Below are 12,625 nucleotides of genomic sequence, written 5' to 3'. Positions count from 1 at the left end.
GGCAGCCACCTCGAAGAAGGCCCCAGGGAGGCCAACCATGGCGCTCAAGCGCACTCCGCTGCCGGGAGTCGGCACGCAGTACGACTTCTCCACACGGGAGGGGCGGCACATCTCCGTCGTCGTCCACGACGACGGGCGGCGGTTCGTGGGGTTCTTCGACCCCGAGGACCCGGACACCTGTCAGGCCACCGTGCCGCTGGAGATGATGGAGGCCGCCAAGCTCGCGGCCATCCTCGCGCCGCGGGGCGCCGAGGCGATCGGCGCCGCCGTGCACAAGGCCTCCGGGGGTGGCGAGATCGACATCGACCTGGTGACGGAGAAGATCCCGATCCCCGCGGACTCCCCCTACCGCGGGCGCCCCCTGGGCGACACCCGCGCCCGCACCCGCACCGGGGCGTCGATCGTCGCCGTGCTGCGCAGGACCGGCGCCCACCACCCGGCGCCCGGTCCCGACCACCGCCTGGAGGCCGGGGACACGCTGGTCGCCGTCGGCACCCGGGAGGGTGTGTCCGACCTGGCCGACATCCTCAACGGCCTCGCAGAAGAAGACTGACGGGAACGTCCGGAAAGACCGGCAAGACCGGGAAGACCGGGAAGACTGACTAGAAGGGGGACTGGCACGTGCACGACACCGCCGGCATGCTCATCGAACTCGGCCTGCTCGTCCTGGGCCTCGGCATCGTCGGCCGGCTCGCCGAGCGCGTGGGGCTCTCTCCCATCCCGCTCTACCTGCTGGGCGGGCTGGCCTTCGGCCACGGCGGGCTGCTGCCGCTCCACGACGTCGAGGGCTTCGTCGAGGTCGGCGCCGAAATAGGCGTGATCCTCCTGCTGCTCATGCTGGGCCTCGAGTACACGGCCTCGGAGCTGGTCGACAGCCTCCGCGAGCAGTACCCCTCCGGCCTGGTCGACCTCCTGCTCAACGGGCTGCCCGGCGCGATCGCGGCGCTGCTGCTCGGCTGGGGGCCGGTCGGCGCCCTGGCCCTGGCCGGCGTCACGTACATCTCCTCCTCCGGCGTCATCGCGAAGGTCCTCACCGACCTCGACCGGCTCGGCAACCGCGAGACGCCCGTGATCCTCGGCGTCCTCGTGATCGAGGACCTGATAATGGCCCTCTACCTGCCGATCCTCACGACGGCGGTGGCCGGCGTCGGCCTGGCCAGCGGCAGCCTCACGGTGGCGCTGGCGCTGGGCACGGCGGGCGTCACGCTCTACGTGGCGCTGCGGCACGGGCGGGTGATCAGCAGGGCCGTGTCCTCCGACAACCCGGAGATGCTGCTGCTGGTGGTGCTCGGCCTGACGCTGCTCGTCGCCGGTCTCGCGCAGGAGCTCCAGGTGTCGGCGGCGGTCGGCGCGTTCCTCGTCGGCATCGCCCTGTCCGGCGAGGTGGCGCACACCACCCGGCGGCTGTTCACCCCACTGCGGGACCTGTTCGCGGCCGTCTTCTTCGTGTTCTTCGGCCTGTCGACCGATCCCACGCAGATACCGCCGGTGCTGGTGCCGGCGCTCGTGCTGGCCGTCGTCACGGCCTCGACGAAGATCGCCACCGGGTACTGGGCGGCGCGCCGCGCCGGGATCGGGCCGCGCGGCCGGTTCCGGGCGGGCGGGGCGCTGGTGGCACGCGGCGAGTTCTCCATCGTCATCGCCGGCCTCGCCGCCGGCACGGAGCCGCGGCTGGCGCCGCTGGCCACCGCGTACGTGCTGATCCTCGTCATCCTCGGGCCGTTCGCCGCGCGCTTCACCGAGCCCGCCACCCGGCCGATCCGGGAGCGGCTGGCGGCGCGCCGGGCGGCGGAGGAGGCCGCGGCGTCGGCGGCCAAGGGCGGCACGCCGACGGACGGCACCCCGACGGACTCGGCGTCCCGCGTGTAGTCCTTCCGCGGGGTGCGGCGGGGCCCGGGAGGGCTCAGCCGCATCCCGCCGAATCTCCGCCGAAACCCCGACCCGGTCCGGGCCGAACCCGCGTGGACACCGCGCGGGTTCGGCCCGGACCCGTTCACGGTGCGTGCGGCCGGGGGCTCAGGTGGGGCGCAGGGAGGCACAGGGCCGGAACGTGACGGGAACGCCCGGAGGCTGTCGGCGGGATGAGGCATCATCGGCCGCATGGGTATCGTCGCCGGCCTGGACAGTTCCGCCGTTCACACGCGCATCGTCGTCTGCGACTCAGAGACCGGCCGGGTCCTCCGGCACGGCCAGGCCACGCATCCCGAGGACGAGGCGGCCCCGCAGTCGTGGCTGCTCTCGCTCGGCGAGGCGGCCGACGGCGGGCTGCTGGAGGACGTCACCGCGATCGGCGTCACGGCCCAGCAGCACGGCCTGGTCGCGCTCGACGACGAGGGGCAGCCCGTGGCGTTGCCCTCCGGCGGCGAGGACCGGGCGCAGGCCGCGGCGGCGTGGCTGGTCGACGCCCTCGGCGGCCGGCGCGCCTGGGCGGAGGCCGTCGGCCTGGTGCCGCAGACGGGCCAGCCGGTCTCCCGGCTCCGCTGGCTCTCCCGCGCCGATCCCGAGGCGGCGCGGCGCACCGCCGCCGTGGTGCAGGCCCAGGACTGGCTGGTCTGGCAGCTGCTGGGCCGCCCCGAGGGGTGGACCACCGACCGGGGCGGCGCCTCGTCCACGGGGTACTGGTCGGCGGCCTCCGAGTCCTGGCGGCCCGAGCTGGCCGAGCTCGCCGTCGGCCATCCCGTGGCGCTGCCGCGGGTGCTGGGCCCGGCCGACGCCTCCGGCCGCACGCCCGAGGGGCTGCTGATCTCGGCCGGCACGGGCGAGACCATGGCCGCCGCGCTGGGCCTCGGCGTCGGTCCCGGCGACGCGGTGGTGTCGCTGGGCGCCACCGGATCGATCTTCGCCGTCCACGGCGAGGCGCTGACCGACACCACCGGCACGATCAGCAGCTACGCCGACGCCACCGGCCGTCACCTGCCGGTGGTCCGCACCCTCAACGCGACGCGGGTGCTGCGCGGCACCGCCCAGCTCCTCGGCTGCGACCTGGAGCGGCTGTCGGAGATGGCGACGGCCTCCACGCCCGGTGCGCACGGCCTGGTGCTGCTGCCGTACCTGGCGGGTGAGCGCACGCCGGAGCTGCCGCACGCCGCCGGGACCCTGGCAGGGCTGCGGCGGGAGAGCATGAGGCCGGAGCACCTGGCGCGGGCCGCGTTCGAGGGCATGCTGTGCGGCCTGGCCGACGCCGCCGAGGTGCTGCGGCGGCGCGGCGTCCGGATCGACCGCGTCTTCCTGCTGGGTCTCGCGGCCGGCCTGCCCGCGGTCCAGGCGCTGGCCCCGTCGATCTTCGACGCGGAGATCGTGATACCCGAGCCCGGCCCCTACACGACGCTCGGCGCGGCGCGGCAGGCGGCGTGGGCCCAGGCGGCGGAGGGGTCCTCGGGCCACTCCGGTGCCGGGGAGCCGCCCGCGTGGCCGGCCGCCCCGGGCCTGACGTTCCGTCCCGGCGAGGGTGGGGCGGAGGACGTCGAGGTCGGCGCGGCCGTCCGCCAGCAGTACGCGGCGGTGCGCGAACAGGCCCACCCGGGCGCCTTGGACGCGGCGGGCACGCCCGGGGACCCTGAGCACGACGCGTCCGGGGAGGCCGGCGGTCCCGGCGAGGCCCCGGGCGCGCCGGCCTGACGGCGGGGCCGGCGCCGGCCCCGCCGGCGCGTCACAGCTCGTCGGGCAGGCGCCTGTCGAACCAGTCGGCCAGGGTGCGGGTGTAGGTGGAGGTGAGGTGGGTGCCGTTGCGGTACACCAGCGCGTTGCCGATGACCGCCGGGCACAGGTCGTCCTCGGGGCACAGCAGCGGCGTCGGGTCGATCAGGGAGACGCCCGACACCTCCCTGGCGGCGTCGGTGTTGACCGGCGTGTACGCCAGGCCCTCGCTCGTGGGAAAGGCGCAGGCGGTCAGGTCGTCGAGGTTCTCCGAGACGCAGGACGGGACGTCCCGCGGCGGGTAGGGGTTGTCGGCGATGACCGTGACCTCCGCGCCCGTGTCCGCGAGCCGCCGCAGCGTCTTCGCGTAGCCCTCGGTCATGGCCTCGGCGCTGTCCTCCTCGTTCAGCCGCCGGCCCTCGCTCACCACCGGCGCGACCGCCCGGTTCCCCGTGACGACCAGGGCGGGCGAAAGCTCCTCGACGCGCTCCAGCGCCCCGGCCCGCCAGGTGTCGCACTCCTCGTACACCCGGTCGTACTGCTGGTGGTAGAGGGAGACGTCCGCCGGGGTGCAGCCGGACTTGGTCAGCGTCACCAGCCGCCAGCCGCGTTCCCTCGCGACGGGGTCGAGCCCGGCGGAGTACTGGAGGGCGTGCGAGTCGCCGAGGAGCACGACGGTGGTGTCCGAGGAGGTGTCGCCGTAGACGCAGGCCCTGACCTCGGTGGACTCCTGGTCGACGAGGCAGCCGTCGGCGTGCGCCCGGCCCCGGTCGTCCGTCGCGTCGGCCGGCAGCGGACGCAGCGCGCTCGCGACGCGCTGCGGCGCGGTGCTGCTGGCCAGCGCCTGGGCGCCCGGGGTCTGGGACAGCGGCGCCAGCGCCACGGTCGGCACCGCCGCCTGCGCCACGGTCCCCAGTGCCACGCCCACCGCGGTGCAGCCGCCGCCGAGCGCCAGCGCGGGACCGGTGGCGGCCAGCGGGCGGGCGCGGCGGACCGGGGTCTCCACCAGGCGGTAGGTGAGGTAGGCCGGGACCCACGCCAGCACCACCACGGTCAGCAGCAGGATGCTGGGCAGCCTGCCCTGCCAGGCCGTCGCGAGAACGACCAGCGGCCAGTGCCACAGGTACCAGGAGTAGGAGACGCGTCCCACGGCCCGCATGGGGCGGGTGGCGAGCAGCCACCCGACGGGCGTGGCCTGGGTGATCGAGCCCGCCGCGATGACGGCGGCGGTGCCGGCGACGGGGAGCGCCGCCCACGGTCCCGGGAAGGGGCTCTCCTCGGTGAGGCCGTACACCGCGAGCACGAGCGCGGCGACGCCGCCCACGCCGAGCGCCAGGGCGACGTGCCGGCCGAGCCGCTGCCAGCGGGCGGCGGGCACCAGGGCCAGCAGGCCGCCGGCCGCCAGCTCCCAGGCGCGGGCCGTCGTCGTGAAGTAGGCGGCGTCGCCCCGCTCGGCCGTGAACCGGACGGCGTAGGCGAACGAGACCACGGCGAGCGAGCCGAGCACGACCGCCAGCGGCAGGCGGGGGTCGCGTCGGGGGCGGCGGCGGCCACCCCGGCACCACCAGGCGACGGCGAGCACGAGCAGCGGCCAGAGCAGGTAGAACTGCTCCTCCACGGCGAGGGACCAGAAGTGCTGCACGGGGCTGGCCTCGGCGTCGAGCTCGGAGTACGCCACGGCCTCGGACGCCTGCCGCCAGTTGACGACGTAGAGGGCGGAGGCGACGACGTCCCGGTAGACGCCGGACCGTTCGACGGGCGACATCAGCAGCCAGGCGAGGGCCGTGACGCTGGCCAGCACCACGACGGCGGCCGGCAGCAGGCGGCGGGCGCGGCGGGCGTAGAAGCCGAGCAGGCCGACGCGGCCCGTGCTCTGGGCCTCGCGCAGCAGCAGGCCGGTGATGAGGAAGCCGGAGATGACGAAGAACACGTCGACGCCGACGTAGCCGCCGGGCGTCCAGGACACCTCGGCGTGGTACAGCAGCACGGCTCCGAGCGCGACGGCGCGCAGGCCCTCGACGTCGCCACGGAAGCGGTGGGCACGGTGTCCGGGCTCCGCCTCGCGGCTTCCGCCGACGGTGCCGGGTCTGGCCTCCGGCAGGGTCGCTACGGAGCTGGTCGGGCTCGCGGAGCTGGTCGAGCTGGTCGAGCGGAGGTCTCCTGGCTGCTCGGGCGTCCCGTTCCGTTCACCATGCATCAATCCTCGATATCAGACGGTACCGGTACGGAGTCAACCCGGCACGGCCCGCACGGGGCCCGTGGGGCGGGATGACACGCCTGGTCAGAAGCGGTCCGACGCCGGTGTCGGGCGGGGCGTCAGGTGGTGGTGGAGAGGGTGCGGCTGGCGAGGGCCCTGCCGTGCTCGTCGAGGGCGGTGACGCGCAGGACGTCGGCGTCCTCGGGGACGGTGACCTCGGCGGCCGTCTCCAGACCGGTCCTCGGCACGGTGCCCAGCGTGGTCAGCCGGCCCCGGTCCGGGCCGGCCTGGATCCGCCAGTCGGCGACCTCGGTCGCGCCGTTCCAGCTGACGTTCACCGCGCGGGTGCCGTCCCCGGCCGCGTCGCCGACGACGACCGCGGGCGCGGTGGCCGGGGTGCCGGTCCAGTCGGTGGTGCGCTCGGCCCGGTAGGTCGAGACGTACGGCCCGAACCGTGCGCTGAAGACCTCCTGGCCGTCGGCGAACTCGACCATCCGGCCGGTGGTGCCGTAGCTGACGAGCTGGTTGCCACCCGCCACCCGCCGGTTGCTGCCCATGATCTGGGTGAACGCCGGCGGGTCGGCCCGCAGCTCCCTCGTCAGCGTGGCCGTCATCGACGACTCGTCGAGGGTGTAGACGGCGCCGCGCGACTCCCGCGGGCTGTGCGTGGCGCCGTTGTCGAAGACCGAGAGCGAGCCGTCCGGCAGACGCTGCGCGTCGTGCTGGTAGCTCGGCATGTCGCCCGCGCCCCCCTCGAAGGTGACGTCGCTCTGCTCGCCGCCGAACCGCCAGACGATCCGGCCGCTGCCGGTGTCGATCCTGTAGACGGTGCTGGTGTGGCGGAAGCTGGTGAGGATGTCGCCGTCCGTGTCGTAGGCGAGGGAGTTCGCGTGGAACAGGTCGCGGCTGCCGAGGGGTTCCTGCGTCTCGTCGGGCGCCACGTGGTCCAGCGCGTTCCACTCGAAGGTGACCTCGCCGGTCTCGACGTCCTGCTCCTGGATGACCGTGTCCAGGACCGTGGCGTCGGCGGGGCCGCCCCACGGGCTGAGGTCGATCTCCGTCTCGACCCAGCCCTGGAGGAGGACGCGGGAGCCGTCCGGGCTGAACGCGATGTCGTGGCCGTCCGTCGCCGGGCCGCCCCGCAGCTGGAGGGTGGCGACCTCGGTGTAGGACTCGTCCAGCACGACGTGCGCGCCGCGCGTCGAGTCGAAGAGGGCGAGCGCGGGTCGGCCCCGGAACGTGACCTGCTCGAAGTTGAGGTGGACGCCGTCCCGCTGCCAGACGACCTGACCGGTGTTGTCGTAGATGACGGCCGGTGCGGTGTCCAGGAAGCCCGGGGTGGTCAGCAGCAGGCCGGGGTCCTCCCGGCCCGAGGTCGTGGTGGTGAGCTCGGGAGCCTGGAGGCTGGCGTCGAGGGTGACGTACGCGTCGGGGTCGAGGGCCGCCAGCGGCACGACGGCTGGTGGGGAGGGGTGGCGCTCGGCGGCACCGGCCGCCGACGCGAGAGGGACGATGAGCGCTGCGCCGGCCGCCGCCGCGACACAGGACCGGACCGGGACACGTGTCCGTAAGGGACGCACGGGTGATCTCCCTGCTGATGGACGGCCCAGCCCCGGCGGGGACTGTAGTCAGCCCTCGGCGCCGGCGCAACGAGCCCTCAGGGCTGTCCGCCGCCGCCGGCGGCGGCCCGGCGCGGGAGGGTCACAGCCGCGTGGCCGTGCGGACCAGCGCGGCCAGGGCGAGGGAGCGGCTGTGCGCGGGCCAGACGATGTGGGTGACCACCGGGGGCGCGTCGGTCAGGGGGACGGCGGCGTGTTCGGCCCACAGCCACGCGCGGGCGGAGTCGGGGAAGACCGCGACGGTGCGCCCGAGGGCGATCAGCTGGGCCAGCTGCGTCTGGTCGTGGATCTCGGGGCCCGGACCGGGTGGGAACGTCCCGTGGCGGGACCAGCGGGCGAGCGGGAGGTCGGGGACGGCGCTGACCTCGGCCAGGGACAGGCTCCGGCGCGCGGCGAGGGGGTGTCCGGCGGGCAGGACGGCGATCTGCCCCTCGGTCAGCAGCTCCTCGCTGTCGAACCCGGCCAGGGAGTTGAAGGGCACGTGCATGAGGGCCACGTCGGCGCGGCCGTCGCGCAGCATGTCCCCCTGCTCGCACGTGCCGCTCGGCAGCACCTCGACCTCGGCGGCGCCGGGCTCGGCCGCGTAGGCGTCGAGGAGCTTGCGCAGCAACTCGTGGGAGGCGGCGGCCTTCACCGCCAGCACCAGCCGGTCGCGGGGACCCCCGGGGCCGTCGGCGCCCCCGACGCGACGGGTGCGGCGGACCGCGGCGGTCGTCGCGTCGAGGGCCGCGCGGGCCTCGTGCAGCAGCACCTCGCCGGCGCCCGTCAGAAGGACGCCGCGACGGTCACGCTCCAGCAGGGTGACGCCGAGGCGCCGCTCCAGCCGCTGGATCGCCCGGGACAGCGGCGGCTGGGCCATGCCGAGGCGCTCGGCGGCGCGGCCGAAGTGCAGCTCCTCGGCGACGGCCACGAAGTACCTCAACTCGCGGGTCTCCACGGCGTCCACGGTGTCCACGGTCTCCACAGCCACACCACCAGCGTACGACCCCGCTGATACCCACCGGGTATGACAGGGCACCGCATCGGTGTTGGAGGGGCCGTCGGTCCGCGGGCGAGCATCAGGGCATGAGCGAAACGAGGACCGCGCTGGTGACCGGCGCGAACAAGGGCATCGGATACGCGATCGCGGCCGGGCTTGGCGCCCTCGGGTACCGCGTGGGCGTGGGAGCGCGCGACGAGGACCGGCGCGAGGCCGCCGTCGAGGCGCTGCGCGCGGCCGGGGCCGACGCCTTCGGGGTGCCGCTGGACGTGACCGACGACCGGAGCGTCGCCGACGCGGCGGCGCTGGTCGGGCGACGCGCCGGGCGCCTGGACGCGCTGGTGAACAACGCCGGCATAGCGGGAGAGACGGGGCCGGGGTGGGCGCAGGACCCGACCACGCTCGACCTCGACCTGGTCCGCACGGTCGTGGAGACCAACGTCATCGGCGTCATCCGGGTGACCAACGCGCTCCTGCCGCTGCTGCGGCGCTCGACGTCGCCACGGATCGTCAACGTCTCCAGCTCCGTCGGCTCCCTGACCCGGCAGGCCGACCCCGACGTCGACGTCGGCCCCGTCATGGCGGCCTACGCGCCGTCGAAGTCGTTCCTCAACGCCGTCACCGTGCAGTACGCCCGGTGGTTCGCCGGCACGGACATCCTCGTCAACGCCGTCTGTCCGGGCCTGGTCGCGACCGACTTCACCGGCTTCCACGGGCCCCGCACGCCCGAGCAGGGCGCGGCCACGGCGATCCGGCTCGCCACGCTGCCCGACGGCGGCCCGACCGGTTCGTTCTTCGAGGACGACGGCGTCGTCCCCTGGTGAGCGGCCCCGGCCGGCACCGGCCGGCACCAGCCGGCGCCGGCTCAGTCGAGGTAGCCGCGCAGCTGCTCGGCGTAGGTGTGGTCGCGGAGCTTGCCGAGCGTCTTGTGCTCGATCTGACGGATCCGCTCGCGGGTGACGCCGAAGAGGCGGCCGATCTCCTCCAGCGTGCGGGGACGGCCGTCGAGCAGGCCGTAGCGGAGCTCGACGACGCGGCGCTCGCGGTCGGCGAGGGTGGACAGCACCGCCTCCAACTGCTCGCGCAGCAGCAGGAAGGCGGCGGACTCGGCGGGCGAGAGGAGGTCGGCGTCCTCGATGAGGTCGCCGAGGTGCACGTCGTCCTCCTCGCCGATGGGGGCCTGGAGGGAGACGGGGTCCTGGGCCAGCCGCAGGATCTCGGTGACGCGGGCGGGGGTGAGGCCGAGGAGGACGGCGACCTCCTCCGAGCTGGGCTCGTACCCCTGCTCCTGGAGCACGCGGCGCTGCACTCGGATGACGCGGTTGATGAGCTCGACGACGTGGACCGGGACGCGGATGGTGCGGGCCTGGTCCGCTATGGCGCGGGACATGGCCTGGCGTATCCACCACGTGGCGTAGGTGGAGAACTTGAAGCCGCGGGTGTAGTCGAACTTCTCCACGGCGCGGATCAGGCCGAGGTTCCCCTCCTGCACGAGGTCCAGCATGGTCAGGCCGCGGCCGATGTACCGCTTGGCGACGGAGACGACGAGGCGGAGGTTGGCCTCGATGAGGTGGCGCTTGGCGAGCCGGCCACGGACGACGAGCCGGTCGAGGTCGAGGGCGAGCAGCTCGTCCAGCTCCTCGGGCGCGGCCTTCAGCAGCCTCTCCTCGGCGAAGAGGCCGGCCTCGATGCGCCGGGCGAGCTCGACCTCCTCGGAGGCGGTCAGCAGGGGGATGCGGCCGATCTCGCGCAGGTACTGGCGCAGCAGGTCGTTGCCACCGCCGGAGGAGGCGACGGGTCCGGGGGCCCGGCCGCGCTCCGGCTCCGGCTCCGCGTCGAGGTCAAGGCCGTGTCCGGCGTCCGCCGGCTCGCGCCGCCACGGCCCGTCGGGCTCGGCGCGCTCCGGCTCCAGCGTGGCGAGGGGTGGTGCGGGGGCGGCGGGGAGGGCACTGCTGAGCGTCTGGGTCTGCACGTACGCGACCTCCAGTCGTCGGCCGGGGAGCGGCACCGCACCCAGTGTGCGCTACGACACACCGTCGCCACGAGATGCGTGCGGGCACTTTTGTTCCGGGAATCTCCGGGGATGCGCGGTGCGCGCGGCGTGTGGGCGCGGCGGAGGCACGGGCGGAGGGAGGGGCCGAGGACAGGGTTGAGGACGGGACGCGTTCAGGCGTAGAGCGCCTCGGCGCCGCGCTCGCGCAGGGCGGTGCGGTACCGGGCGAGCGTCCACAGGTCCTGCCGGACGGCCGAGGCCCGCGCGGCGTCGCCCTGGGCCTCCAGCCGGCGGGCGCTGCCCTCCAGCTCGGCGACGCGCCGCTCCACGGCGGCCATCCGCACCCGCACCAGCTGCTGCCCCGCGTACGCCTCGTCGGGGTCGCGGCGGGTGCGCAGCGGCTCCACGGCGAGCTCCCGCACGAGGGCGCGCACGGCGTCGTCGGGCGCCGCGTCCTGCACGCGGGCGAGGTACCCGGCGGCGTCGCCGTCGGCGGAGCTGGCCTCGCCGGCCTCGGCGATGACGCGGCGGATCAGGGCGTACGGCGGCGCGGTGAACTCGTCCTCGCCGTACGCGTCGAAGACGGGCGAGACCAGGTGGGGCAGCTGGAGGGCGAGCTTCAGCAGCTCGCGCTCGGCGAGCAGGGCCGGGCTGCGCAGGTTCAGCGGGGGCCCGGCGGGGCCGGCGTGGGCGGAGCCGGCGGACGACGGCCCGGTGGACACCCCGGCGGGGCCGGCCGCGTGCCCGCCCGGCGCGGCGGCCACCGGCCGCCGGGAGCCGCCGGAGCCGCCCGCCCGGGCGAGCTGCCCGAGCCGCGCGACGCGGCGCAGCACGAACCGCTCGTCGGGGATGCCGACGAGGTGCGCGAGGCGGACGGCGTACTCGTGCTGGATCGAGGGGTCCTTCAGCTGGGCGACGATCGGCGCCGCGTGCTCCAGCGCGGCGGAACGGCCCTCGGCGGTCTCCAGGTTGTGCTGGCCGACGACGTTCCTGATGGCGAAGTCGAACAGGGGGGAACGGGCCTCCACCAGCGCGGCCACGGCGTCGTCGCCCTCGGCCAGCCGCAGCTCGCAGGGGTCCATGCCGCCGGGGGTGATGGCGATCGAGGTGCGGGCGGCGAACTTCTGGTCGTCGTCGAACGCCCGCAGCGCGGCCTTCTGGCCCGCGGCGTCGCCGTCGAAGGTGAAGACGACCTCGCCGGCGCCGTGTGAGCTGCTGGCGTCCATCAGCAGCCGCCGCAGGATCTTGACGTGCTCGCCGCCGAAGGCGGTGCCGCAGGTGGCGATGGCCGTGGTGACGCCCGCGAGGTGGCAGGCCATCACGTCGGTGTACCCCTCGACGACGACGGCGCGGTTCTGCTTGGCGATCTCGCGCTTGGCGAGGTCGATACCGTAGAGCACCTGGGACTTGCGGTAGATCGGGGTGTCGGGGGTGTTCAGGTACTTCGGTCCCGTGTCGTCCTCGCGGAGGCGGCGGGCGCCGAAGCCGATGATCTCGCCCGTGATGTCCCGGATGGGCCAGATCAGCCGGCCTCGGAAGCGGTCGATGGGGCCGCGCCGCCCGTCCTGGGCGATGCCCGAGGCCAGCAGCTCCCGGTCGGTGAAGCGCTTCCCCCGCAGGAAGCGCACCGCGTGGTCCCAGCCGGCCGGGGCGTACCCCACGCCGAAGTGCTCGGCGGCGGCCTGGTCGAAGCCGCGCTCCTGGAGGAACCGGCGGCCGATCTCGGCCTCGGGTGAGGCGGCGAGCTGCTCGGCGTAGAACGCGGCGGCGGCCCGGTGGGCCTCGACGAGCCGGGTCCGCTCGCTCTGCTGCCGTCCGGGGGCGTACCCGCCCTGCTCGTACCGAAGGGTGATGCCGGCCTGGGCGGCGAGCCGCTCGACGGCCTCGGCGAAGGACAGGTGCTCGACCTTCATCACGAAGGCGAGGGTGTCCCCGCCCTCCTGGCAGCCGAAGCAGTGGAAGAGGCCCTTGCTCGGGGAGACGTGGAAGGAGGGGGACTTCTCGTCGTGGAACGGGCACAGGCCCTTGAGGTTCCCGCCGCCGGCGTTGCGCAGCTGGAGGTACTCGGAGACGACCGCGTCGATCGGGACCGCGTCCCTGACCGCTCGCACGTCCTCGTCGTTGATCCTGCCCGCCACGAGGGAAGTCTACGGCCGCCCGGTGACAGTCGGGGGGCGCCCCGGACCGGTTCACCGCTGGTC

Annotated in this window: 9 protein-coding genes; 4 read left to right on the top strand and 5 right to left on the bottom strand. The window is 74.9% G+C overall.

Annotated elements, in window-relative coordinates; genetic code table 11:
- Positions 1-37 precede the first annotated feature (37 nt).
- From ACTWP5_RS09570 to ACTWP5_RS09560, 3 genes are all read left to right on the top strand, one after another.
- On the top strand, positions 38-553 hold the full coding sequence (locus tag ACTWP5_RS09570; protein WP_443220360.1) for a cation:proton antiporter regulatory subunit: 516 nt from the start codon (positions 38-40) through the stop codon (positions 551-553).
- 68 nt (positions 554-621) lie between these two features.
- Positions 622-1,869: a cation:proton antiporter gene (locus tag ACTWP5_RS09565; protein WP_443220359.1), complete on the top strand. Its 1,248-nt coding sequence runs from the start codon at positions 622-624 to the stop codon at positions 1,867-1,869.
- 231 nt (positions 1,870-2,100) lie between these two features.
- Entirely contained in the window at positions 2,101-3,618 is a 1,518-nt protein-coding gene (locus ACTWP5_RS09560) for an FGGY family carbohydrate kinase (RefSeq protein WP_443220358.1), read from the top strand.
- Positions 3,619-3,649: 31 nt separating this feature from the next.
- On the opposite strand, the gene ACTWP5_RS09555 is transcribed toward ACTWP5_RS09560, so the two are convergent.
- The 3 genes from ACTWP5_RS09555 to ACTWP5_RS09545 all read right to left on the bottom strand — a co-directional run bounded on the left by ACTWP5_RS09555 (position 3,650) and on the right by ACTWP5_RS09545 (position 8,398).
- A complete protein-coding gene (locus ACTWP5_RS09555; RefSeq protein ID WP_443220357.1) occupies positions 3,650-5,833 on the bottom strand; it encodes an SGNH hydrolase domain-containing protein in 2,184 nt (727 codons plus the stop codon).
- A gap of 119 nt (positions 5,834-5,952) precedes the next feature.
- Positions 5,953-7,413 (bottom strand): arylsulfotransferase family protein, encoded by a 1,461-nt coding sequence (locus ACTWP5_RS09550; protein ID WP_443220356.1) that lies wholly within the window; start codon positions 7,411-7,413, stop codon positions 5,953-5,955.
- A 121-nt stretch (positions 7,414-7,534) separates the two neighbouring features.
- Positions 7,535-8,398: a LysR family transcriptional regulator gene (locus ACTWP5_RS09545; protein ID WP_443220396.1), complete on the bottom strand. Its 864-nt coding sequence runs from the start codon at positions 8,396-8,398 to the stop codon at positions 7,535-7,537.
- A 119-nt stretch (positions 8,399-8,517) separates the two neighbouring features.
- Here ACTWP5_RS09545 and ACTWP5_RS09540 point away from each other — a divergent pair, with 119 nt between their 5' ends.
- Entirely contained in the window at positions 8,518-9,255 is a 738-nt protein-coding gene (locus ACTWP5_RS09540) for an SDR family oxidoreductase (protein ID WP_443220355.1), read from the top strand.
- A gap of 41 nt (positions 9,256-9,296) precedes the next feature.
- Here the strand turns inward: ACTWP5_RS09540 and ACTWP5_RS09535 are convergent, their stop codons facing one another.
- On the bottom strand, positions 9,297-10,439 hold the full coding sequence (locus ACTWP5_RS09535) for an RNA polymerase sigma factor (RefSeq protein WP_443220354.1): 1,143 nt from the start codon (positions 10,437-10,439) through the stop codon (positions 9,297-9,299).
- 158 nt (positions 10,440-10,597) lie between these two features.
- Positions 10,598-12,562, bottom strand: a complete 1,965-nt coding sequence (dnaG, locus tag ACTWP5_RS09530) for a DNA primase (RefSeq protein WP_443220353.1) — start codon at positions 12,560-12,562, stop codon at positions 10,598-10,600.
- Positions 12,563-12,625: the final 63 nt, after the last annotated feature.

It is taken from the genome of Streptomyces sp. 4N509B, assembly GCF_052245655.1.
In the GTDB taxonomy this organism is placed as follows: domain Bacteria; phylum Actinomycetota; class Actinomycetes; order Streptomycetales; family Streptomycetaceae; genus Streptomyces.
Note: the sequence above shows the minus strand (reverse complement) of the source record. Positions and strands in the feature narration are given on the sequence as shown.

What these genes read in the sequence shown, in the direction of transcription:
- ACTWP5_RS09570 (WP_443220360.1), top strand. Translation starts at nt 38, where the DNA reads ATGGCGCTCAAGCGCACTCCGCTGCCGGGAGTCGGCACGCAGTACGAC.
- ACTWP5_RS09560 (WP_443220358.1), top strand. Translation starts at nt 2,101, where the DNA reads ATGGGTATCGTCGCCGGCCTGGACAGTTCCGCCGTTCACACGCGCATC.
- ACTWP5_RS09555 (WP_443220357.1), bottom strand. Translation starts at nt 5,833, where the DNA reads ATGCATGGTGAACGGAACGGGACGCCCGAGCAGCCAGGAGACCTCCGC.
- ACTWP5_RS09540 (WP_443220355.1), top strand. Translation starts at nt 8,518, where the DNA reads ATGAGCGAAACGAGGACCGCGCTGGTGACCGGCGCGAACAAGGGCATC.